This window comes from uncultured Clostridium sp. (genome assembly GCF_947072515.1).
Classification (GTDB): Bacteria; Bacillota; Clostridia; order Clostridiales; family Clostridiaceae; genus Clostridium.
Genome location: NZ_CAMTIG010000002.1, coordinates 49164 through 73621, shown reverse-complemented (window position 1 = coordinate 73621; position 24458 = coordinate 49164). Strand labels below are relative to the sequence as shown.

The 24458-nt window shown below is 29.2% G+C and carries 24 protein-coding genes, 4 tRNA genes and 1 riboswitch; of the genes, 3 read left to right on the top strand and 25 right to left on the bottom strand.

The window, feature by feature from the left end; all coding sequences use genetic code 11:
- Positions 1–210 precede the first annotated feature (210 nt).
- A complete protein-coding gene (locus Q0W06_RS01265; protein ID WP_297630258.1) occupies positions 211–1407 on the top strand; it encodes an MFS transporter in 1197 nt (398 codons plus the stop codon).
- A gap of 91 nt (positions 1408–1498) precedes the next feature.
- Here Q0W06_RS01265 and metK read toward each other — a convergent pair whose 3' ends face one another.
- From metK to Q0W06_RS01235, 6 genes are all read right to left on the bottom strand, one after another.
- Positions 1499–2677, bottom strand: a complete 1179-nt coding sequence (metK, locus tag Q0W06_RS01260) for a methionine adenosyltransferase (RefSeq protein WP_297630255.1) — start codon at positions 2675–2677, stop codon at positions 1499–1501.
- A gap of 82 nt (positions 2678–2759) precedes the next feature.
- A riboswitch (SAM riboswitch) is annotated at positions 2760–2873 on the bottom strand.
- A gap of 294 nt (positions 2874–3167) precedes the next feature.
- Positions 3168–3252 (bottom strand) — tRNA-Tyr (locus Q0W06_RS01255).
- A gap of 5 nt (positions 3253–3257) precedes the next feature.
- Positions 3258–3332: transfer RNA gene (locus Q0W06_RS01250), tRNA-Thr, on the bottom strand.
- Positions 3333–3354: 22 nt separating this feature from the next.
- A tRNA-Val gene (locus tag Q0W06_RS01245) sits at positions 3355–3430 on the bottom strand.
- An 8-nt stretch (positions 3431–3438) separates the two neighbouring features.
- Positions 3439–3523, bottom strand: a tRNA-Tyr gene (locus Q0W06_RS01240).
- A 158-nt stretch (positions 3524–3681) separates the two neighbouring features.
- Positions 3682–4113, bottom strand: coding sequence for a hypothetical protein (locus Q0W06_RS01235; protein WP_297630253.1), 432 nt, complete (start codon positions 4111–4113; stop codon positions 3682–3684).
- A gap of 106 nt (positions 4114–4219) precedes the next feature.
- Between Q0W06_RS01235 and yyaC the strand changes: the two genes are divergently transcribed.
- Positions 4220–4765: a spore protease YyaC gene (gene yyaC, locus Q0W06_RS01230; protein WP_297630251.1), complete on the top strand. Its 546-nt coding sequence runs from the start codon at positions 4220–4222 to the stop codon at positions 4763–4765.
- A 45-nt stretch (positions 4766–4810) separates the two neighbouring features.
- Here the strand turns inward: yyaC and mreB are convergent, their stop codons facing one another.
- From mreB to wecB, 8 genes are all read right to left on the bottom strand, one after another.
- Entirely contained in the window at positions 4811–5845 is a 1035-nt protein-coding gene (gene mreB / locus Q0W06_RS01225) for a rod shape-determining protein MreB (protein WP_297630248.1), read from the bottom strand.
- Between the two features lie 74 nt (positions 5846–5919).
- Entirely contained in the window at positions 5920–6171 is a 252-nt protein-coding gene (gene spoIIID / locus Q0W06_RS01220) for a sporulation transcriptional regulator SpoIIID (RefSeq protein WP_297630246.1), read from the bottom strand.
- Positions 6172–6253: 82 nt separating this feature from the next.
- Positions 6254–6979 (bottom strand): M23 family metallopeptidase, encoded by a 726-nt coding sequence (locus Q0W06_RS01215; RefSeq protein ID WP_297630243.1) that lies wholly within the window; start codon positions 6977–6979, stop codon positions 6254–6256.
- Between the two features lie 114 nt (positions 6980–7093).
- Complete coding sequence (spoIID, locus tag Q0W06_RS01210; RefSeq protein WP_297630240.1) at positions 7094–8128, bottom strand: stage II sporulation protein D; 1035 nt, start codon at positions 8126–8128, stop codon at positions 7094–7096.
- Positions 8129–8267: 139 nt separating this feature from the next.
- Complete coding sequence (gene murA, locus Q0W06_RS01205) at positions 8268–9527, bottom strand: UDP-N-acetylglucosamine 1-carboxyvinyltransferase (protein WP_297630236.1); 1260 nt, start codon at positions 9525–9527, stop codon at positions 8268–8270.
- Positions 9528–9549: 22 nt separating this feature from the next.
- The gene (locus Q0W06_RS01200) at positions 9550–10128 is read right to left on the bottom strand and encodes a hypothetical protein (protein WP_297630234.1); all 579 of its coding nucleotides are present in this window, start codon (positions 10126–10128) and stop codon (positions 9550–9552) included.
- 281 nt (positions 10129–10409) lie between these two features.
- Complete coding sequence (locus Q0W06_RS01195; protein WP_297630231.1) at positions 10410–11588, bottom strand: acetyl-CoA C-acetyltransferase; 1179 nt, start codon at positions 11586–11588, stop codon at positions 10410–10412.
- Between the two features lie 132 nt (positions 11589–11720).
- Positions 11721–12872, bottom strand: a complete 1152-nt coding sequence (gene wecB / locus Q0W06_RS01190) for a UDP-N-acetylglucosamine 2-epimerase (non-hydrolyzing) (protein WP_297630502.1) — start codon at positions 12870–12872, stop codon at positions 11721–11723.
- A gap of 136 nt (positions 12873–13008) precedes the next feature.
- Between wecB and Q0W06_RS01185 the strand changes: the two genes are divergently transcribed.
- On the top strand, positions 13009–13503 hold the full coding sequence (locus tag Q0W06_RS01185) for a dCMP deaminase family protein (RefSeq protein WP_297630228.1): 495 nt from the start codon (positions 13009–13011) through the stop codon (positions 13501–13503).
- Positions 13504–13532: 29 nt separating this feature from the next.
- Here the strand turns inward: Q0W06_RS01185 and Q0W06_RS01180 are convergent, their stop codons facing one another.
- From Q0W06_RS01180 to prfA, 11 genes are all read right to left on the bottom strand, one after another.
- A complete protein-coding gene (locus tag Q0W06_RS01180) occupies positions 13533–14483 on the bottom strand; it encodes an oligopeptide/dipeptide ABC transporter ATP-binding protein (protein WP_297630499.1) in 951 nt (316 codons plus the stop codon).
- A 12-nt stretch (positions 14484–14495) separates the two neighbouring features.
- On the bottom strand, positions 14496–15485 hold the full coding sequence (locus Q0W06_RS01175; RefSeq protein WP_297630225.1) for an ABC transporter ATP-binding protein: 990 nt from the start codon (positions 15483–15485) through the stop codon (positions 14496–14498).
- A gap of 12 nt (positions 15486–15497) precedes the next feature.
- Positions 15498–16415, bottom strand: coding sequence for an ABC transporter permease (locus tag Q0W06_RS01170; RefSeq protein ID WP_297630222.1), 918 nt, complete (start codon positions 16413–16415; stop codon positions 15498–15500).
- Between the two features lie 11 nt (positions 16416–16426).
- The gene (locus Q0W06_RS01165; RefSeq protein ID WP_297630218.1) at positions 16427–17374 is read right to left on the bottom strand and encodes an ABC transporter permease; all 948 of its coding nucleotides are present in this window, start codon (positions 17372–17374) and stop codon (positions 16427–16429) included.
- Between the two features lie 20 nt (positions 17375–17394).
- Positions 17395–19032: a peptide ABC transporter substrate-binding protein gene (locus tag Q0W06_RS01160; protein ID WP_297630215.1), complete on the bottom strand. Its 1638-nt coding sequence runs from the start codon at positions 19030–19032 to the stop codon at positions 17395–17397.
- Positions 19033–19302: 270 nt separating this feature from the next.
- A complete protein-coding gene (locus Q0W06_RS01155; RefSeq protein ID WP_297630214.1) occupies positions 19303–19866 on the bottom strand; it encodes a recombinase family protein in 564 nt (187 codons plus the stop codon).
- 404 nt (positions 19867–20270) lie between these two features.
- The gene (gene upp / locus Q0W06_RS01150) at positions 20271–20900 is read right to left on the bottom strand and encodes a uracil phosphoribosyltransferase (protein WP_297630212.1); all 630 of its coding nucleotides are present in this window, start codon (positions 20898–20900) and stop codon (positions 20271–20273) included.
- Between the two features lie 20 nt (positions 20901–20920).
- Positions 20921–21370, bottom strand: coding sequence for a ribose 5-phosphate isomerase B (gene rpiB, locus Q0W06_RS01145; protein ID WP_297630210.1), 450 nt, complete (start codon positions 21368–21370; stop codon positions 20921–20923).
- 196 nt (positions 21371–21566) lie between these two features.
- Positions 21567–22610 (bottom strand): L-threonylcarbamoyladenylate synthase, encoded by a 1044-nt coding sequence (locus Q0W06_RS01140; RefSeq protein ID WP_297630208.1) that lies wholly within the window; start codon positions 22608–22610, stop codon positions 21567–21569.
- 17 nt (positions 22611–22627) lie between these two features.
- A complete protein-coding gene (locus Q0W06_RS01135; RefSeq protein ID WP_297630205.1) occupies positions 22628–23215 on the bottom strand; it encodes a hypothetical protein in 588 nt (195 codons plus the stop codon).
- Between the two features lie 105 nt (positions 23216–23320).
- A complete protein-coding gene (prfA, locus tag Q0W06_RS01130) occupies positions 23321–24403 on the bottom strand; it encodes a peptide chain release factor 1 (protein ID WP_297630202.1) in 1083 nt (360 codons plus the stop codon).
- Positions 24404–24458: the final 55 nt, after the last annotated feature.

Below are 24458 nucleotides of genomic sequence, written 5' to 3'. Positions count from 1 at the left end.
AAAACTTATTTGATACAAAATAATCTAGTGGCTATCGAATAATTCCCTTTATCTTTTACAAAAAAATATTTCAATTCAAGTTAATCCTATATAACTTTCCAAAAAACTCCTTATTTCATTTATAATAAACTCTTTTTTCCCAAACGTATTTATATATTTTTTTCACACATAATAATTTATATAATAAATATAAGGAAGTGATCAAATTTTATGTCAAACTCTAATTTAAAATTAATAAAATTAGCTTGTTATATGGGATACATTATTCAAGCTATTGTAATAAATTTATCACCTATCCTTTTTACTACACTTATAGATGAATTTAAATTTTCTTATTCTAATCTTTCAATTTTAATAATAACCAATTTCATTACTCAAATTTTATGTAATATTTTTTTATTTCATGCTGTAAAAAAATTTGGTTTTAAACCCTTTGCTTTAATAGCTAATATTTTTTGTTTTTTAGGATTTATTTCATTCTCTATAACTCCTTATATTTTTAGAACTTTCCCTTTTTTGATGTTTATCTTTTCAACTATTATTTTTTCTATCGGTGGTGGAATATTTCAACTTATCCTAAGCCCTATAATTCATTCTCTAGAATCTGACAATAAACATAGCTCTATGAGTTTACTTCATTCTTTTTATGCTTGGGGGCAAGTATCTATTATTCTTTTAACTACATTTTATTTTTTTATTTTTGGAAAAGAAAATTGGAGATTCATAGTTTTATTTTGGTGTATTGTCCCAATCATCAATTTCTTTATTTTTTTAAAAACTACTTTAGAGTTCAAACAAGAAGATGATGAAATACATTTCCTAAAATTAATTAAACATCCAACTTTTATAATTGCTTTAATAGCTATAGCTTCTGGTGCTGCAACTGAACTTGTTATAAATCAATGGATATCCATTTTTATAAAAAAAGGTTTAAATCTATCTATTATATTTAGTAACTTAGTTGGTATGTGTGGATTTGCACTTATGTTAGGTGCAGGTAGATTACTATTTGGACTCTTAGGAAAAAAATTAAATATTTATAATTTAATGATTTCAGGTTCAATCCTTTCAATAATTGCTTATTTAATAATAGGATTCTCATCTTCAAAATGGATATCTATAATTAGCTGTATTTTATGTGGCTTACTCACTAGCATTCTTTGGCCTGGAACCTTAACTACTACTTCTGAAAAAATTCCTAAGCATGGTATTAGCCTTTTTGCCTTTTTAGCTGCTTCTGGAGATATTGGTGCTGGTTTTGCTCCTTGGTTATTAGGATTTCTTACAACTAAATTTACCTCTAATATGTTTGATATACAATCTTCATTAAAATTTAGTTTATTAATAGTTACTATTTTTCCGATAATAACTTTGATTACTTTAATTAAACTAAAACTAAAAAAGTAAAATTTATTCTTTATAAAACAGATTATCTATCATTGATTTTTATATTTTTGCATAAAAAAAGCTACATCTATCGATGTAGCTTTTAAATTTACTATTTCATTAAAGCTTTAATAGCCTCAACTTTATTTAAGTTTTCCCATGGAAGTTCAACGTCTGTTCTTCCAAAGTGTCCGTAAGCTGCTGTTTGTTTGTATATTGGTCTTCTTAAGTCTAGTTCTTTAATTATAGCTCCTGGTCTTAAGTCAAATACTTTTTCAATTATAGCTATGATTTCTTCATCTGAAATTTTTCCAGTTTTGAATGTATCAACAACTATTGAAACTGGTTTAGCAACACCTATAGCATAAGCTAATTGCACTTCTAATTTATCTGCAACACCAGCAGCAACTAAGTTTTTAGCAACCCATCTTGCAGCATATGCAGCTGATCTATCAACTTTAGTTGAATCTTTTCCTGAGAATGCTCCACCACCGTGTCTTCCCATTCCACCATAAGTATCAACGATGATTTTTCTTCCTGTTAATCCACTATCACCTTGTGGTCCACCAACTACGAATCTTCCTGTTGGATTAATGTAATATTTAGTGTCTGCATCTAATAAATCTGCTGGAATTACAGCTTTTATTACATGTTCTTTTAAATCTTTTTGAATTTGTTCTAAAGTAACATCTTCTCCATGTTGAGTTGATATAACTATAGCATCAATTCTAACTGGTTTATCATTTTCATATTCAACAGTAACTTGAGTTTTACCATCTGGTCTTAAGTATCCTAAAGTTCCGTTTTTTCTTACTTCTGTAAGTCTTCTTGATAATCTGTGAGCCATAGCTATTGGAGCTGGCATAAATTCTTCTGTTTCATTAGTAGCAAAACCAAACATCATTCCTTGATCTCCAGCACCTACTGCTTCAACATCATCCTTTTGTCCTTCTCTTGATTCCAAAGCTTCGTCAACACCCATAGCGATGTCAGCACTTTGCTCATCTATTGTTGTCATAACTGCACATGTATCACAGTCAAATCCATATTTTGCTCTATCATATCCAATTTCTCTTATTGTTTGTCTTACAACTTTTGGAATATCAACGTAACAGTTTGTTGTTATTTCTCCCATTACCATTACCATTCCAGTAGTTACAGCTGTTTCGCAAGCTACTCTTGCCATTGGATCCTTTGCTAATATTGCGTCTAATACTGAATCAGAAATTTGATCACAGATTTTATCTGGATGCCCTTCAGTAACTGATTCTGATGTGAATAATCTTCTCATTGTATTATTCTCCTTTCAAATTTACAAATTTTTCTTTATAATAAAAAAACTCTTCAATAAGAAGAGAACTAGTTTCCTATTCTTCTCATCTCGTAGCTAAACTACAGGAATTAGCACCACACATATTAAATTTAATTAATTACTGTAGGTTGCTGGGTTTCATAGGGCCATATCCCTCCACCTCTCTTGATAAGAGTTTCGTTATTCTTTTGTCTTGATTTCTTTGCAATTGTAACATAGAGATTTTATACAGTCAATAGATTAAATTCTATCTATTTTTCTCAATTTATATATATTAACTTTTTGTTAATAGCTTTAAATATTAATACTATGCCATTATTCAAACATTTTTGCTTTATATACAATTTAAATTTAAATTTTTCTTTATTTTATTAATATTTTTGGTTTTTTATTCTATTTATTATTCAACTATTTTCTCTATTTTTTGAATATAATATAATAAAAAAAACGCTAAGTTAAACTTAGCGTTTGGTGGTGGGAGAAGGATTCGAACCTTCGAAGCAAGTTGCAACAGATTTACAGTCTGCCCCCTTTGGCCACTCGGGAACCCCACCTTATTTGGAGCTGGCAATAGGAATCGAACCTACAACCTGCTGATTACAAGTCAGCTGCTCTACCGTTGAGCCATGCCAGCGAAATTTCATTTTATTTTTTAATGGTGGTCACAATAGGGTTCGAACCTATGACCCCCTGCTTGTAAGGCAGGTGCTCTCCCAGCTGAGCTATGCGACCATACTAAATGGTGGTGGGAGAAGGATTCGAACCTTCGAAGCAAGTTGCAACAGATTTACAGTCTGCCCCCTTTGGCCACTCGGGAACCCCACCAAAAGTTATTTAGTTTTCGGCAGGCATATTGCCAACCGACAATAGTTAGTATATATTTATACACAACTTTTTTCAACTGCTTAATATAGTTATTATTCTAAATTATCTTTATATTCCTATCTTTTTCTATTTTTTTCTTTTATTTAACCCTATATTCATCATTTATATTTTTTTATTATTTCATATAAATTTTTTTCTTCTATTTGTAGTAATCTTTCATTCAATATTTTCTTTACTTCATCTATTTTTCCTTCATTAAGTTTCTCTTTAATCTTCATTAAATCAACTGTTGATAACTCATTCAAACTATTTTCTATATTTATTTTATCCTCTTTACTCATATTTTTAATCAATCTATTTATATTTTCTATATTTTTATTTTTTTCTATTGCATTTTCCTTTTCCATAGCTTCTTTCTCTTCTTGAATTCGTTTTTCTTCATTTTCATTTTTTTGATTATTTTTCTTTATTTCTGTTGAATTAACTTCTTTTATGTCTTCTACTCTATTACTATTTGGATTCCAAAAAAGAATAAAATACATTGTTATACTACTCATTATAAGTATTAATAAAATTAAACTTTTTTTCATACCACACACCTCTTATTTGAATTATTAACTATTTTTTCTTTTTTATTCCTTTTTTTGTATATCATCTTTTTTTCATGAATATATTATTTAAGGAGGTGAATTGTCCTTGAAAGAAATTATTAATATTACTTCAAAAAATCCTGATATAAAATTAGGTACATTAGTAAAAGACATTATAAAGGAAGACTTAATTATAGTATGTATTGGTACTGATAAATTTATTGGTGATGCTTTAGGTCCTATTGTAGGATCAATTTTAACTGAATATAAATTCCCTTTTCCTGTGTATGGGACTATTCACGATCCTATACACGCATTAAATTTAGATACCAAAATTAATGAAATAAAAAAGAAACATAAATCTAGTTTTATTGTTGCCATTGATGCTTGCTTAGGTACTAAAAGCGAAGTTGGTGATATTTATCTTAGAGATACCCCCATTTCTCCCGGTCGTGGAGTTGGAAAACTTCTAACAGAAGTTGGTGATATTTCTATTGTCGGTATAATAGCTAAAAGTGCTTCTGAGGATTTTCTTTATTCTAATAATATTCGTCTTTCATTAGTTTATGATATTGCAAATATCATTTCTAAAGGTCTAATCAACGCTTATAATCAATGGCTTTTTAGATATATAGATTCTAATATGCATTAAAAAATTAATTTATAAAAAATAATGCTGTCCACGGACAGCATTATTTTAACTAATTAATATTAACTCTTTACTTCTAGCAGATGAATCTATTTTGTTTATGTATTGCAAAACCATTCCTGTTCCTTCTGCTACTGCCTCAATTGAATTTTTTGCTATTTCAACCTCTAATCCAGTTTCAATACTTATTAATTTATCTAGTCCATGAATTAATGCACCACCACCTGTTAATATAATTCCATTTTCTATAATATCTGAAATTAATTCCGGTGGAGTTTTTTCTAGTGTACTTTTTACCCCTTCTACTATCATGTTAACTGTTTCTTTTAAGGCGTCTCTAATCTCTTGTGAACTTATTTTTAAGTCATCTGGTAGTCCCGTTAACATATTTCTGCCTCTAATTATTGCTGTAGAATCGTATTCATCTTCAAATACTGATCCGATGGCTATCTTAATTTCTTCTGCTGTTTTTTCTCCAATCATTAATTTATATGTATTTCTTACATATCTAATAATTGCCTCATCAAATTTATCTCCGGCTGCTTTTATTGAAACTCTTTCTACTATTCCGCCTAATGAAATAACTGCTATATCGCAAGTTCCTCCTCCAATATCTACAATCATACATCCATTAGGTCTCGTTATATCTAATCCCGCTCCTATTGCAGCAGCTAATGGTTCTTCTATAAGATGTACATCTTTTGCTCCTGAATTTTTTGCTGCATCTATTACAGCTCTTTTCTCTACTTCTGTAGCCATAGATGGAATACAAACAATTACATTTGGAGTTATAATTTTTTTATTACCACAAACTTTACCTATAATCTCCTGTAACATTTTTTCAGTTACATCATAATTCGATATTACACCATCCTTTAAAGGCCTTACTGCTATTATATTTCCTGGAGTTCTTCCAATCATTTTCCTAGCTTCTTCTCCCACTGCTAATACTTTACCAGTATTTTTATTTATAGCTACTACTGAAGGTTCTTTTAGTACTATTCCTTTCCCCTTCATGTACACCAAAATAGTTGCAGTACCCAAATCTATTCCTAAGTCTGAACCCTTTTCCCAAAACCACATATCTACTCCACCTTTTTTTGAAAAATATTACTTTTTTTCTATATTATATATGGAATGGTCATTTGTTTCAATATTTATTCAGCAGTTTTATATTTCATCTTAGTGGCTTTTCCACCTCGTATATGTCTTTCTGATTTATTTAATTCTAAAACTATATGTGTTTGTTCTGCTATAGTTGGATTAATCTTTGGTAATCTTTCAGTCATATCTTTGTGTATTGTACTTTTACTTACGCCAAAAACTTTTGCAGTTTTTCTAATCGTGGCTTTTGAATCTATAATATATTGTGCTACTTCTAATACTCTTTCTTCAATATAATCCTTCATTAACTCTACCTCCTTAAAAATTCATTAGTATTATTAGTATTTAAAGTAATCAGCCATTTTATTCAAATGACTGATTATTTCATTACTTTTTATATGAAAAATATTTTCCTGGATCTATTTCTTTATATGATTTATCATTTAATGTATATACTCTTATGTGTAAAAACTCACTTTTTAATGCTGCTGTTAAGCTTTGTGCTGTTTTTCCTACTGTTCCTATAACTTGACCTTTTTTAACTGTGTCACCTTTTTTAATTTTTAAATTTTGATTCAAATTACAATATTCTGATTTAATCCCATTTGCATGCTTCACTGTTACTGTTGTTCCAAAAGCAATATCATTATTCTTAATCTCATCTATAACTCCAGCTTCACCAGCTTTAACTTCTGTTCCAATTTTAGATACTATAGAAATACCACCAAACATTTCACTCTTTAAACCATCTTCTGAAATTATTGCATCATCGTGACCTTTAAGTAATTTTCCTTCTATTGGATTTACAAATTCCAATTTTGGTGTACTAGATACTTTTGCTGTTTCTTCCTTCTTCTTCTTTTCAACTCTTTCTGAATTTTCCATTGCTTCTGTATTAGTTGGTACCTCTGGTACCAGTGCAATTTCCTTTTCAGTTGGCTCACTTACCTTATTTGTTTTATTCGTATTAATATTTTTTAATACTATTACACCTGAAATAAGTGTTATACATATGAATGCAAAAACCCCAATGTATACTCCCTCTTTTTTTGTTAACTTCTTATCAGTAAAGTAGTTTTTTATCTTTCTTCCAAATATTTTTATTTTTTCCATAAAATAAACACCTCCTAGTTTCAATTATGTCCATATATATTTTTTTTAATCACCTTAATTTGCCAACTAAAAAAAGATGATATTTGAGTAATATCCCAAATATCATCTTTCTATTCAATCTTTATATTTTATTTTTTTTATTTCTACTCCTGTATAATAATGTGTCAATATTTCATCATAATTCGCACCATTTTGCGCCATTACATTTGCTCCCCATTGACTCATACCAACACCATGTCCAAACCCTTTTGTAATTATTTTTACTTTATCTTTAAAATATTCTATAGTGAAGTTTGCTGAATTTATCTCATACGCCTGTCTAAATTCCTTTCCCTTTACTACCGTTCCACCTATTTTCAACTCTGCTACAGAACCTCCATTTGTTCTATTTAATATTTCAATTTTTGTATTTATCTTATCTGTTGTAATATTACTATTTAATTTATTATTTGCTATTGCAACAAACTCAGAATTAGCAAATATTTTTTCTTCTGTAAATCTTGGTGAAACTTCTTCTCCTGGACTTTTTATTGATTTTAAATATGGTACTGCTGCTGAAAAAACCTCTTCTGAATTTTCAGTTTTTCCCCAACTTGTTGAAAAAAATTGAGGATACTTTATTATCTCATTACTATGAGTAATTACCAAACCTTTTGTGTTATTTACCAACTTCTCTATTTTACTATAATTTTTATTTGCATACTTTTTATCCCACGCATTTAATCTTTCCTTTTTATCCATATAAACTTGACAATGTATTGTATCACATATATCTGCACCTTTTGCTTGTTCGCACTTTGCTTCTCTTTTTGAAAAATAATATGTTCTCGCTGCAATAGCTTGTGATTTTATTGCCTCCTCACTAAAATTCACTGGCATTTCACCTGAAACCACTCCTATTACATAATCCTCTAAATTTACTTTATCAGTTTTCCCTGTTTTAGCTCTATATACTGTAACTTTTTCATTTCCAGCAACATTTATAGTATCTGTATTTTTTTTATTTTTTTCTTCACTGACTTCTTTACTTTCTCCTATATTTATACTATCTCCTAATATTAACTTAGGGATCATTATTAAGCATAAAACTATTGCAATCGTAACTATTCCCATTGTAATAACATTTTCTTTCATCTGCCTATTATTCAAGTTCTCTCCCCCTTTCCCCTATATATATGTTTTAAGTTTTTTCATTATTCTAGTAATATTTTTTTATATAAAGTCTTAACTTTTAATTAATATTTTATTATCGTAAAAAAGCTTAGTACAGCTAAAAGCTGTACTAAGCTCATATATTTATTCTTTCTATCTCTGCTCCAAGTTGTCTAAACTTCTTTTCAATATTTTTATATCCTCTATCTATATTATAAATTCCATCAACTTGTGTTTCTCCCTCAGCTACTAAACCGGCTATTATAAGTGCTGCTCCAGCTCTTAAATCTGTAGATTTAACTGCGCATCCAGTTAATCTATCACTACCTTTTATATATGCCGTTCTTCCTTCAATTTTTATATTTGCACCCATTCGACGTAATTCATCAACATGCATAAATCTATTTTCAAAAACAGTTTCTGTAATCATACTGGTTCCTTTTATAGTAGATAATAATGTCATCATTTGAGGTTGCATATCTGTTGGGAATCCTGGATGAGGCAATGTTTTTATATCAGCTCCACATTTATCATATCTACCATCTACTATTATCCCATTTTCTTCCTCAGTTATTACTACTCCACACTCTTTCAATTTTTCTATAATGGGCATTAGATATTCTTCATTTACATCATTTATTTTTATCATACTATTTGTAATAGCTGCTGCAACCATAAATGTTCCTGCCTCAATTCTATCATAAATAGGTCTATGAATAACTCCTCTAAGTCTATCAACACCTCTTATTATTATTTTTCGAGCTCCTGCACCATATATGCTTGCACCCATTTTATTTAAAAATCTAACCAAATCCCATATTTCTGGCTCATCTGCTGCATTTTCTATTACTGTTGTTCCTTTTGCCAAAACAGCTGCCATAATTATATTTTCAGTTGCTCCTACTGATGGAAAATCAAGATATATTCTATTTCCAATAAATTTTTTTACACTTGCTTCTATATAACCATGTCCCTGCTTTATATTAGCTCCTAATGCTTTAAATCCCTTTAGATGTAGCTCTATAGGTCGACTCCCTATATTGCATCCTCCAGGTAATGATATTTTACATTTCCCAAATCTAGCAAGCATCGGTCCCATCACTAAAAAAGATGCTCTCATTTTTCTTACTAACTCATTTGTATTTTCTAGAGGATTAATTTTATTTGAATCTAAAATTAAATCTTCTGTTATCTCTGAATATTCAACTTCTCCATTTAATTCTCTCATTAAACTTGTTATAACTTGAACGTCTTCAAGCATTTTTATATTTTTTAAAATTACTTTCTCCGGACATAAAATACTTGCTGCTATTATAGGCAATACAGAATTTTTCGCTGTACTTATATCAACTTCACCTGTTAATCCTTTGGTTTCTTTTACAATTATCTTTTCCATATTTTCCTCCATAATAAAATTTTTAGTATGTTGTAAATATTATTGGAGTTCCAATTATTAAATTCAATCCAGTATCATAATTGATTAAACCAACATTCACATTATCTTTTCCTAATTTTATTTTCCCTGTATATCCATTTTCAATTTCTATCATCTCAAAATCTTTTCCGAGATTTTTTGTATACTCTTCTTGTAAATTTTTATTTATCTTACCTTTATGATATTGAAAATATTTAACCTCATTAGAATTTTCATCTGTGAATTTTTTTAATTTATTTTTTATTTCATTAGTATCCATTTCTTTATTTTTATTTATGATTTGAATATTTGCATAGCTCCTATTCTTTTCTTTCCATACGTTAAAATCTATTTTATTCTCTTTTTCTTCACTCGAAAAATTTTCTTTTATTATTTTTTCTATTCTTTTTCTTTCACTCTCACTGTCATTCCCTGTATTAAATTCAATTTTAACTCCATTCTCTACAAACTCTGTTTCCAGCCTCACCTTTTCCTCTAAATTTCTATAAGAGTTAATGTTATATCCATTAAAAGTACTTAAATTAAGAGCAAAAAGGAGTAAAATGCATAACCTATTAATCACTTATACCCCACCTTTCCTCTTAATTATGGACATATCTATATTTTTTATACACCCATTTTCCTACTCTTCCATAATTTAATATATCCGTTTATAGCATTTTTGGTTACTACTTATATTTTTTTATACCTTTCTATCATAATTTCATACTTTTTATTTTAATTTGTTTTATTTTAAACTAATTAACTATCTAATTTTCAAACTTTAGCTCTTTATTTCGCTAAAATTTTATATAAAAAAAAGGATGTACTTTCGTACATCCTATATATTATATATTTCAATTATTATCTTTCAACGATTACTGCAGTTCCAAGTCCACCACCTATACATAAAGTAGCTAGACCTTTCTTAGAATCTCTTTTTTCCATTTCATGTAGTAAAGTTACAAGAATTCTAGCTCCTGAAGCCCCTACTGGGTGTCCTAAAGCTATAGCTCCACCATTTACATTTACTTTGCTCATATCGAATTTCAAATCTCTAGCAACTGCTAAACTTTGAGCAGCGAAAGCTTCATTAGCTTCGATTAAGTCTAAGTCTTTTACTTCTAATCCTGCTTTTTCTAAAGCAACTTTAGTAGCATGGAATGGTCCGTATCCCATTATAGCTGGATCTAATCCTTTTGATCCGTATGAAGTAATTTTAGCCATTACTTTTAATCCTAGTTCTTCAGCTTTTTCAGCACTCATTACTACGAATGCAGCAGCTCCATCATTAATTCCTGAAGCATTACCAGCAGTTACAGTACCATCTTTTTTGAAAGCTGGTCTTAACTTAGCTAAAGCTTCAGCAGTAGCTCCAAATCTTGGGAATTCATCTGTATCAAATACTTTTGGTTCACCTTTTCTTTGAGGTATAACAACTGGTACTATTTCATCTTTGAATCTTCCAGATTTTATAGCTGCTTCTGCTTTATTTTGTGAATTAGCAGCAAATGCATCTTGTTCTTCTCTAGTTAAGTTCCATCTTTCAGCTATATTTTCAGCTGTAATTCCCATATGGTAATGATTAAATGCATCTGTTAACGCATCATTTATCATTGAGTCAACCATTTGACCGTCACCCATTCTTTGACCCCATCTTGAAGTTCTTAAAAGATATGGTGCTTGTGACATGCTTTCCATACCACCTGCTACTACGATTTCTGAATCTCCAGCTTTAATCATTTGAGCTGCTAAACTAACTGCTCTTAATCCTGATCCACAAACTTTATTGATTGTCATAGCTGAAACTTCAAATGGTAATCCTGCTTTTAAAGTCGCTTGTCTAGCAGTATTTTGTCCAAGTCCTGCTTGAATAACGTTACCCATTATTACTTCTTCAACTTGTTCTGGTTTTATTCCTGCTTTATCTACAGCTTCCTTTATTACAAGTGCTCCTAAATCAACTGCTGAAACATCTTTCAATGCTCCTCCAAAGCTTCCTAAGGCTGTTCTTACAGCACTAACTATTACTACATCTCTCATCGTCAAAAACCTCCATCTTATATATAATTAAAATACTTTTATTTTTCTCACCTTTGTTAAACTCTTAACATACTTTAATTATACCACGCTTACCATAATAATCAAGAGTTTTTTGTTAAATTTTAAACAAACTTATTCCATATATTCTGAAACTTCCTTTTCACTCATTCCAAAATATAACTCTATAGCATCACAAATTCTCTTAGATGCTAAGCCATCACCATAAGGATTTACAGCTTTACTCATTTCTTCATAAGCTTTTTCATCTCTTATTAATCTATTAGCTTCACTTGTTATTTTAGTAACATCAGTTCCTACTAATTTTACTGTTCCATAAGAAACGGCCTCTGGTCTTTCTGTTACATCTCTTAAAACTAATACTGGTTTACCTAAATGAGGTGCTTCTTCTTGTAATCCACCTGAATCTGTCATAACCATAAAGCACTTATTCATAAGGTTATGAGTTTCTTTAGTATCTAGCGGACTTAATAAGTGTATTCTTGCTTTATTTCCTAATTTCTCATGAACAACATCTTTAACAATAGGATTTAAATGTACAAGATATACTAATTCTACATTTTCATTTTCTTCAACTATTTTATTTAACGCCTCACAAATATTTTCTATACCTTCACCCCAGTTTTCTCTTCTATGGGCTGTTATCATTACTACTTTTTTATTTTTGAAATCAATGTTATTTAACTCTTCAGTTTCAAAAGAATATTCTTCTCTAACCGTATGCTCCATAGCATCTATAACTGTATTTCCTGTTATAAAGATATCTTTTTCATTAACCCCTTCTCTTAGAAGATTATTTTTTGAACCTTTTGTCGGTGCAAAGTGTATATCTGCTAATGCCCCTGTAAGTTTTCTATTCATTTCTTCTGGGAATGGAAAATATTTATCAAATGTTCTAAGTCCAGCTTCTACATGCCCAACTCTAATTTGTTGATAAAATGCTGCAAGTCCTCCTGCGAAAGTTGTTGTAGTATCACCATGAACTAATATCATATCTGGTTTTTCTTTTATAAAAACTTCCTCTAAGCCTTCTAGAACCCTATTAGTTATTCCAGTTAAAGTTTGTTTGCTCTTCATAATGTTTAAATCATAATCTGGTTTTATTTCAAAATGCTCTAAAACTTGATCTAACATTTCTCTATGTTGTGCCGTTACGCAAACTAATGATTGAATTTCCTCCCTTCTTTCTAACTCTTTTACCAATGGTGCCATTTTTATAGCTTCTGGTCTTGTTCCAAATATAGTTATTATTTTTTTCAATTTGATTTCCTCCTATTTATCCATGGTTACTTTATATTTATTTTATAAAATTTATATATCGTATTTCATTTTTCTTCTATTTTATTATAATGTACTTATAAACTAAAAACAATTAAACCCATACTATTAAGGAGTGATTTTTATGAAAAGACTAGATTTTATCTCTTGGGATGAATATTTTATGGGCTTAGCTCTTTTATCCGCTAAAAGAAGTAAAGATCCAAGTACTCAAGTTGGTGCTTGTATTGTTAGCCAAACAAATAGAGTTTTATCTGTTGGATATAATGGACTTGCCTTTGGATGTTCTGATGATGAATTTTCTTGGGAACGTGAAGGTGATTTTTTAGAAACTAAATATCCATATGTCGTTCACGCTGAATTAAATGCGATTTTAAATAATAGAGGTGTCTCTTTAGAAGGTGCTAAATTATATGTTGCATTATTCCCTTGTAATGAGTGTGCAAAAGCAATAATTCAAAGTGGAATAAAGCAAGTTATATATTTAAGTGATAAATATTCTGATACTGATATAGTTAAGGCCTCAAAAAGAATGTTTACTGCCGCAGGTGTTAGATTAACTCAATTAAAGCCATCTGTAAAAAAAATCGAATTATCATTTGATATAGATGATATTTAAAAAAACTCGCAATGCGAGTTTTTTTTATTTTATTCATATAGGTGACAAGCTACAAAATGCTTTTCTTTTACCTCTTTTAATTTCGGCATCTCATTTAAACATTTATCCATGCAATGTTTGCATCTATTAGAAAATTTACAACCTTTATATTCTTCCATAGGATTTCCTACTTCGCCCTCAACCTTAATCTTACCTTTTTTCTCTTCTTCCATTGATGGAATTGCTGACAATAATAGTTCTGAGTATGGATGTAATGGCTCTGTATATAAGGACTCACTTGGTGCTAGTTCTACAAGATTTCCTAAATACATAACTCCTACTCTATCTGAAATATGTCTTACCATTGATAAATCATGTGCTATAAATAAATATGTTAGTCCTAACCTCTGTTGCAAACTGACTAATAAATTTACTACCTGAGCTTGTATAGATACATCTAATGCTGATATTGGTTCATCACAAACTATAAACTCAGGCTCTACAGCTAATGCTCTTGCAATTCCTATTCTTTGTCTTTGCCCACCTGAAAACTCATGTGGAAATCTTGATGCATGACTTTTATTTAATCCAACCAAACTTAAAAGTTCATATACTCTTTCTTCTCTTTGCTTTCCTTTATACAGTTTATGAATATCAATACCTTCAGCAATTATATCTCCAACTGTCATTCTAGTATTTAAAGATGCATATGGATCTTGAAATATCATCTGTGCTATTTTAGCTTTTTCTTTTCTCTCCTTTAGTGTTTTATTTTTTAAGACTTTTCCTTTTAAGAAAATTTCTCCATCAGTTTTTTCATATAATCCAATAACAGTTCTTCCACAAGTAGTTTTTCCACATCCTGATTCTCCTACAAGTCCTAAAGTTTCTCCTTTTTCTATAGAGAAGCTTATGTCATCTACTGCTTTTAAAGTTTTATTTTTTCCAACATTAAAGTATTTCTTTAAATTTTTTACTTCTAATATTTTCTCTGCCATTATTCTTCCCCCTTGTTATACCTCTTCTGCATATTCATGAGTTAACCAACAATGTGTAAAATGTGTTTTAGATAAATCTGTTCTCTCTGGCATTTCCTCTCTGCAAATTTCCATTGCATACTCACATCGTGCACAAAATGGACACCCTATTGGAGGATCTAATAAATCCGGTGGTGTTCCTCCTAATGCATATAATTCACTCTTTATATCACTATCTAAAGCTGGCATTGATTTTAATAATGCCCATGTATATGGATGTTTAGAATTTTTAAATACTTCTTCTACTGTTCCACCTTCAATTATTTTTCCAGCATACATAACATTTATTCTATCTGCAAATTCTCTAACAACTCCTAAATCATGAGTTATTAATATTATTGCAGTTTCCATCTCTTCCTTTAATTCATGAATAAGCTCCATTATTTGAGCTTGAATTGTAACATCTAATGCTGTTGTTGGCTCATCTGCAATTATTACTTTGGGATTACATGCAATTGCCATAGCTATTATAACTCTCTGTCTCATTCCACCTGATAACTCAAATGGATATTGATTTATTCTTTGCTCTGGATTAGTCATATGAACTGCTTTAAAAATCTTTATAGCCTCTTCCTTTGCTTCTGCACTACTCATATTTCTATGTAACTTTAATACTTCACTAATCTGTTTTCCAAGTTTCATTGTTGGATTTAAAGAAGTCATTGGATCTTGAAATACCATACTAATTTCTTTTCCACGAATCTTTCTTAATTCCCTATTAGATAACTCTAAAATATTTCTTCCTTCAAAAAGAATTTGAGATTTTTTATCTATATCCGCAACTTTTTCTGGTAAAAGGCTCATTAATGATTTTGCTGTTACACTTTTTCCTGAGCCTGATTCTCCAACTATTGCAAGCATTTCTCCTTTTTCCAATTCAAAATTTACATTTCTTACTGCTTTTACAACACCTGCATAGGTATTAAAGTTTATATTTAAATTATTTACCTCTAATAATTTACTCATTCTAAATTCCCCCTATCTTCTTAATCTTGGATCTAAAGCATCTCTTAATCCATCACCAAAAAGATTAAAAGTAAGCATTGTTAATGCTATTGCTAATGCTGGAAATATAAGTTGACTTGGATAAAATAACATTACTTGTTGCCCTGCTGATGCCATAGCCCCCCAGCTTGTATCTGGTGGCTGAATTCCAAGTCCTATAAAACTTAAAAATGCTTCTGCAAATATATAACTTGGAATGTCAAAAGTAATATAAACTATTATTATTCCTATAGTATTAGGTAACATATGTTTTAAAATAATTCTAAATGAACTAGCTCCTAATGCTACTGATGCCATTACATATTCTGAATTTTTAAGCTTCATTACTTCTCCACGAACCATTCTTGCAATTCCTGTCCATCCTGTTAGCACTAAAGCTATAATTAATGGAACTATTCCATTTCCAAGTCTTACTGCAATCAAGATTACTATTATTAAATATGGAATACTATTTAATATTTCCACAATTCTCATCATTACACTATCAACTTTTCCACCAAAGTATCCACTTATTCCACCATATAATATTCCAAATGTACATTCTATCAATGTCCCTACAAAGGCTATTAATAGTGAAACTCTTCCACCAATCCAAATCCTATCAAATAAATCTCGCCCTAAACTATCTGTTCCAAATAAATGTTTTAATGATGGTCCTAAATTCATTTCATCTAAATTTTGAATTTTATAACTATCTCCTGCAATAAAGGGTTGAAAAATACACATTAATATTAAAAATAATAATATTATTAAAGATCCCATAGCCACTTTATTTTTTTTAAGTCTTCTAAATGCATCTTGAAAATATGTTAAATTTGGTCTTTTTATCTCTTCACTACTATTTTTATCTATTCCAATTCGTTTAAACTTTTCTCTAGTTATTTCAGCCATATAAATTCCCCCTATGATTTTCCAAGTTTTATACGTGGATCTATAACACTATATAATATATCTACAATTAAAATTGATAATATAAATAACGCTGAGAAAAATATTGTAAGTCCCATTATTACGTTATAGTCCTTAGTATATATAGCATCTATTAAAGCATTTCCTATTCCTGGTATAGCAAATATTCTCTCAATTACCACTGTTCCAGTTATTATTGTTGCAATTTGTGGTCCTAAAATTGTTATTATCGGTAATATTGCATTTCTTAAAATATGCTTTATTGAAATATCTTTAAATGATAATCCTTTTGCTTTTGCTGTTAATATATAATCTTGCCCTATAATATCTAATACTGATGCTTTCATATATCTTGAATATGTAGCAATACCTCCAAAACAAAGAGCTATAGTTGGTAAAATAGTATATTTAAATCTCGCTAGAAACGGTGTTGCACTATCGTACCATCCTGCAATTGGAATTCCACCTTTTCCTCCAACAAATGCTTGTATGAGAGTTGCCAATACAAAACTTGGTATTGACACTCCTAATATAGCCACAAGCATAACTCCAAAGTCTATTGGTGTTCCTTTTTTAAAGCCCGCTATAATCCCTAAAATAACACCAATTACTAATCCAATGCACACAGCTCCTATTCCTATTCTTGCTGATGCAGGAAAATTGTCTTTTATCTTTTCATTAACTGTAACTCCCGGTGTTACAAATGATTCTCCTAAATCACCTTTTATTAAATTTTTTAAATATATAACATATCTCTCTGTTATTGGTTTATCTAATCCATACTTTACTTCCATAGCTTTTGCTACATCTTTCGGTAATTTTTTAGCTTGAGAGCTTACTGGATTTCCAGGCATACTGTTCATTAAGAAAAATGTTGCTGTTATAACTACAAATAAAGTTAATATCATCAAGGCTATTCTTTTTCCAAAGTATTTAAACATTATTATTCACTCCTTTTATATTAAGAAATTGATGTCCATCTTAATTGATACGTTCCTCCAAACCTTGGAAGTTCTAATCCCTTTACATTATTATGTTGGAATGAGTAAACATCTGTGTAATAACTAGGCGCTACAGCCGGATTATCAACCACTTCAATTTTTTCAACTTCTTTATATACTTTTAGCTTTTCTTCATTATTAGTTACACCTTGCAGGCTCTTTAAAAGCGAATTTACTCTTTCATCATTATATCCACCATAATTACTTCCATTCTCTGGTGTAAATAAGTCTAAAAATGTCATTGGATCATTATAATCTGCTCCCCATCCTGCACTTGCCATTTCAAATTCCCCATTATCAACTTTATTTAAAAAGTCTGAAAAATCTGCTGAAGTAACTAATGTGATATTTACCCCAATTTCTTTTTTCCAAGTATTTTGCATATATTCCCCTTGCATTTTACTTGTTGCATCACTATTTTGTAGTAAATAACTTATATTATATTTACTTGGATCTGGATCAAGTCCAAGCTCTTTTAATCCTTTTATAAATAACTCTTTTGGATTTTCATCCATCACTGTCTTTAATGGCTCACTTACTTCTTTTCTATAATCAATATCTCCAACTTGAATCCCTGATGGTACCAAACCATAAGCCGGAATATTTCTCTTTAATACTTTTTCAGTTAATCCTTCTCTATTTACTGCTATAGATAAAGCTAATCTTATATTTTTATTGCTAAGTAACTTATTTTCCGATTTTAAATTATATTGAGTGTAAAATACTGAAGATCCCACTTCATTTATTTCACTCCATTTTCCTTCTTGTGCTCCTGATTTCAATGGCTTTAAATATTCTCCTGATCCTGCCATTGCATCTATTTGATTACTAACAAACATTTTATATACTGTATTTGGTTCTTTTATTTCTGTAAATTTAACATTATCTAATTGAATATCTTTTGTATTCCAATAATATGGATTTTTAACTAGATTTATTTTTCCACCTTTTTGCCATTCTGAAACCATAAATGGTCCACTATAAACCTGTGTATCTGCACCTGATCCATATTTACTTCCATATTTATTAACTATATCTTCCCTCTGTGGTGCTAATGATGGAAACGCTATTATTTGTGTAAAGTATGATATTGGTTCTGATAATTTTACTATTATCGTTTGATCATCAGGTGTTTCTATTCCAACAGATTCTGCTGGTACTTCATTTTTAAAATATTGTTCAGCATTTTGTACTCCAAATAAGAAAAATGAATATGAACCTCCTGTTTTTGGATCTAAAAGTCTCATCCATGCATATTTATAATCTTTAGATGTTAATGGTTTTCCATCACTCCATTTTAAATCTGGTCTTAATTTAAATGTATAAGTTCGTTTATCATTACTTACTGTATAACTTTCTGCTGTTCCTTGTACTATTTTATTATCTTTGTAAAGTAATAAATTTTCTTGTGTATTCTGAATTATATTAAAGGAAACTGTATCACTTCCTTTAACTGAATCTAATGTCTTTATTGCTCCAGTTACAAGCTTTAAAGTCTTTTTATTATTAGATTCATCTTTACTACTATCTCGACATGCTGTAAATGTGAATAATATTAGTGGTATAACAAACACTAAAGCTATTATTTTCTTTCTCATATGAAAGCCCCCTTAAAAAGTTCTTAAAAGAATATTATCAAAATATACATCTTTTTGTTATTTATAATTTGAAAACAAAATATTAATTTTGATTTTTTCTTATTTTTATCTTTATTTTTCATATTTTATATTAACCATTCTTCATATTAATTATTAATTTAATATATATGTCTTTCATTAAAAAACACTTGTCTTTAGATACTGATTTATGAAACCGAATAAAAAAAAGGTTAAAAATTCATATTTATAGAATCTTTAACCTTTTTATCTTTATCTTATTTTCTTTGCTTCTCGTATTAATGTACTTTTACTTATTTTTGTTAATTGACTAACTTCATTATAGCTTAACTTCCCCCCATTAATTGTAAGTAAACTTAATGCATTTTCTATTTGCCTTTTAGTATATTTCTTTGGTCTTCCATTTTTAAAATCTTTTTTATCACTTGCAATTTCTTTTCCTATTCTTGCCGTTTCTAGTATTTCTTCTTTTTTTAATTTTATGACAGCTTTAATCGTATCAGTAATGATCTTATCTTCAATATTATTACTTATGTATCCTAAATCCCTAATTTTTAATTTTGCATTTTTCTTCACTATTACTTCAATAATATTTCCTAAATCAAGTACATTCTTAGAAAGACTTATCAAATTTTCTATAATAATAATATCCTCCTCTTTCAATTCATCTAAAAGAGTTTTTAAATTTTCTCTTTTTTGTGTATATGCACTTGATAAATCATATATTATTTCTTCGCACCCTTCATCTTGCAGTATTCTTATTTTCGCATTTAAATCATTATTCTTTCCTATTGCTCTGAAATATCCATATATCATAGCTTTCCCCCATTGTATTTTGATACTGATTTTTGATACTAATAAATTATTTGATTTTATTTTTACTTTTTTCTTTTACTTTATATTATTATTTTTATTTTCAATTTTAATATTAATTTAATAATTGCATTTTTATATCGATTTCCTATATTATATCTATAAATTTAATGAATTTTATGTATTTTTTATGTATTTTTAACGAATTTTCAATTAAATAATTCCTAGGAAATCATTTACATTGAAAATTATTTTTCTTTAAATTTCATTTTTCCAATTTTACTTTTATATTTTTCATTACTTTTTGTATTTTTTGATTTTTTACAATCTTACAATTTCAATTTTCTGTTTTATTTAACTATTCAAAAAAAAAGAAACTACTATTTAAAGTAGTTTCCTTTTTAAACCTATTTAGTTCCAAATAATCTATCTCCAGCATCTCCAAGACCTGGTACTATATATCCATGTTCATTTAACTTCTCATCTATTTGTGCTACAAATATATCTACATCTGGATGAGCTTCTTTTACAGCTTTAATACCTTCTGGTGAAGCTATTAAACACATAAATCTTAAGTATTTTGCTCCTCTAGCTTTAAGCATTGTTAATGCATCGATTGCAGATCCTCCTGTTGCAAGCATTGGATCTACTACTATAACTTCTCTTTCAGCAATATCTTTAGGCATTTTGCAGAAATATTCTACTGGTTGTAATGTTTCTTCATCTCTATAAAGACCAATATGCCCTACTTTAGCTGCTGGAATAAGATTTAATATTCCATCAACCATTCCAAGTCCTGCTCTTAATATAGGAACTACTGCTAATTTCTTACCTGCAAGCATTTTACAAGTTGCAGTACATATAGGAGTTTCTATTTGTACATTCTCCATTGGTAAATCTCTTGTTACCTCATATCCCATAAGCATAGAAACCTCTGAAACTAATTGTCTAAAATCTTTAGATCCTGTTTCTTTATTTCTTATAAATGCTAATTTATGAAGAACTAGTGGATGATTTATTTCTGTTACTTTACTCATTTTAATTTATCCCTCCGAAATTACTTACTATATTTTTCTTCTATTTTTGAAATTTTATCTAATCTACTTTGGTGTCTTCCACCTTCAAATTCAGATTTAATAAAAGTATCAACTATATCTAATGCTAATCCAACACCAATTACTCTTTGCCCCATTGCTAAAATGTTAGCATTATTATGTTGTCTTGTAGCATGAGCACTAAATGTATCATGACATAAAGCTGCTCTTATTCCCGGAACCTTATTAGCTGCTAAACTAATCCCTATTCCTGTTCCACAAACTAAAATTCCTAAATCAAATTCTTTTGCCTTAACAGCTTCTGCTACTGGAAGTGCATAATCTGGATAATCACATGATTCTGTTGTCATCGGACCAAAATCCTTAATTTCATATCCATTTTCCTTTAAGTGCTTAATAATTTCATTTTTTAATTCAAATCCACCATGATCTGAACCTAATGCAATTTTCATAACTTTACCTCCAACGTGTTTTTATATATAAAAAAAGAAAGTAGCAAATATAAATAAAATTTATATTTTCTTCTTTCTTTTTATTATCAATAGAATAGGCAACTAAGCCCTCTTAAATTTTTTCTGCTAAACTTACTAAGTATTTTATTATTTTTGTAACAAAATAGATTTTTCATTATAAATTTCTCCTCCAATTTTAAACATTAATAATATCATACCCTGCAGCTTTATTTAATCTATTCATAATAGCTATTCCAAGACCTTTTTCTTCAAAGCCTTCTGCTAAAATTATATCTACACCTAATTCATTAAATTCTCTAAGTGCTTGAAATAAATTCCCTGCAATTTCTCTTAAATCATTATAGCTTCCAATTACTATTTTTTCGCCCTCTTTATAAGAGTCTTTTGATTCTTCTGTAGAAAGTATTCCAACCTTCTTACCTTCATCTATATAATTGTGTACCATTTCATTTATTTTTTCAATAGTTTTTTTTCTATTTCCCATAATTATTTTTAATTTTGCGTTTGGAGCATAGTGTCTATACTTCATTCCTGGTGCTTTAGGCTTAAAATTTTCATCATTACTTAATAAACCTCTATCTATTTGGATATCTTTATCAATTTCATGTAACATCTCCAATGTTGTCCCACCCGGCCTTAAAACTATCGGTGGATTTACAGTACAATCAACTATTGTAGATTCTAATCCAACATCACACTTTTCTCCTCCAATTATGTAATCTACCTTTCCTTTTAAATCTTCAACACATATCTCTAATGTTGTAGGACTAGGTCTTCCACTAATATTGGCTGAAGGCGCTGCTATAGGAACTCCTGAAAATTCTATAAGCTTTAACGCAACATAATTATCTGGCATTCTTATTCCTATTGTCTCCAAATTTGCACTTGTTTCCATAGGTACTATATCTTTTTTTTCTAAAATTAAAGTCAATGGTCCTGGCCAAAATCTATTAATTAATTTTTCAGCTACATCTGGAATATTTTTTACATATTTATCTATATTTTTAGATGCAACATGAATTATAAGTGGATTATCTTGTGGTCTTCCTTTTGCTTCAAAAATCTTCTTTACGCAATTTTCTTTTAATCCATTAGCTCCCAAGCCATAGACAGTTTCTGTTGGAAATGCAACAGTTCCATCTTTCTTTATACATTCAGCAGCTTCTTTAATTCTATCTAAATCATCTTCTCCATTTAATATATAAATTTTTGTTTCCACTAAAATTACCTTCCTTCTTAGTCAATAGTATACCCTCTTGATATTTTTATACTCGTTACCGCTTCTTCTGTATAAGCTGACTTTGCACAATAAGTATATATATCTCCAAGTAAAGTATATTTTTTCAAACCACCCTTTTTTATTAGTAAGTAATAATATATATCATTTGGATTTACATTTTTCACTCTTCTATATTCATCAGCCATTTCTGGATATCTTTTTAACAATCCTTCAACAACCGGCTTAAGTCTACTATTTCTAAATTTAATTGTAGTTATTACTATTATCTTCACATCTTCTTCTATACCATCTGTATGAACTAAGGATATCTTATCACATAGCAATAAATTTTTCTTTCCAAAAACACCACTTTTAAATGTTAATTTGTTATTTTTATAACTATACTCTAACTTATATCTGTCAGCTCTTTTTAATATAACAAGAGCTATTAATATCTCCATTATTACTACATAAAAAATAAAAAAACTATTAAAAATTCCTGTAAGCCATAATGATAAAGGTAAAAGAACTGCTATAAAACCCATTAAAATATAAAATCTTACCCCTCTTTTTTTCTCTACCCTTAATGCTTTATTAATATCCATATTAAGAGCCATCTCCCTTTTCCTTTTAAAATATTCATGCAATTAAAGGTGAATAATAGAATTTGTTCTATTAATTCACCTTTTGATAATTATATTTTATTTTAATTAATTCCCTGTATTACCCATCATCTTCATCTTTTCAGCTTGATCTGCAGTAATAAGTGCATTTAAAACTTCTTCTATATCTCCATTTAAGAATGTATCTAATTTATATAATGTTAATCCAATTCTATGATCAGTTATTCTTCCTTGAGGATAATTGTAAGTTCTAATTCTTTCACTTCTATCACCAGTACCAACTTGTGATTTTCTATCTTCTGCAATACCAGCTCTTCTTTCTTCTTCAGCTAATTCATATAATCTAGCTCTTAAAACTTTCATTGCTTTTTCTTTATTTTTAAGCTGTGATTTTTCATCTTGACATGAAATAACAATTCCAGTTGGCATATGCGTAAGTCTTACAGCTGAGTCAGTTGTATTTACACATTGTCCACCGTTCCCTGATGCTCTAAACACATCAAATTTAATGTCTTTTTCATTGATTTCAACTTCAACATCATCAACTTCTGGTAATACTGCAACTGTAGCAGTTGATGTATGAATTCTACCACTTGATTCTGTATCTGGAACTCTTTGAACTCTATGAGCTCCACTCTCATACTTTAATTTTGAGTAAGCTCCTTGACCTTTTATCATGAATACAACTTCTTTAAATCCACCAATTCCAGTTTCATTTGCATCCATTAGTTCAACAGTCCATCTATTTGATTCTGCATATCTTGTATACATTCTGAAAAGATTAGCTGCGAATAATGCTGCTTCATCTCCACCTGCACCTGCTCTAATTTCCACAAATACGTTTTTATCATCATTAGGATCTTTAGGTAAAAGAAGAATTTGAATTTCGTGTTCTAAATTTTCTCTTTTTTCTGTTAGCTCACTTATTTCCTCATGAAGCATATCCTTCATTTCTCTATCAGTTTCTTCTTCAAGCATCATTTTATTTGCTTCTAAATCTTCTAATGTTTTTTTATAATTTCTGTACACACCAACTAATATTTCAAGTTCAGCATGCTCTTTACATAACTTTCTCCATTCAGCTTGATTTGCCATTATTGATGGATCACTGATTTTTACTGAAAGTTCGTCATATTTATTTTCTGTAAATGCTAATTTATCTAATAACATATCTTTCTCACTCCGTACTATTTTTTTTCATATTTTATAATTATATCATAAAATA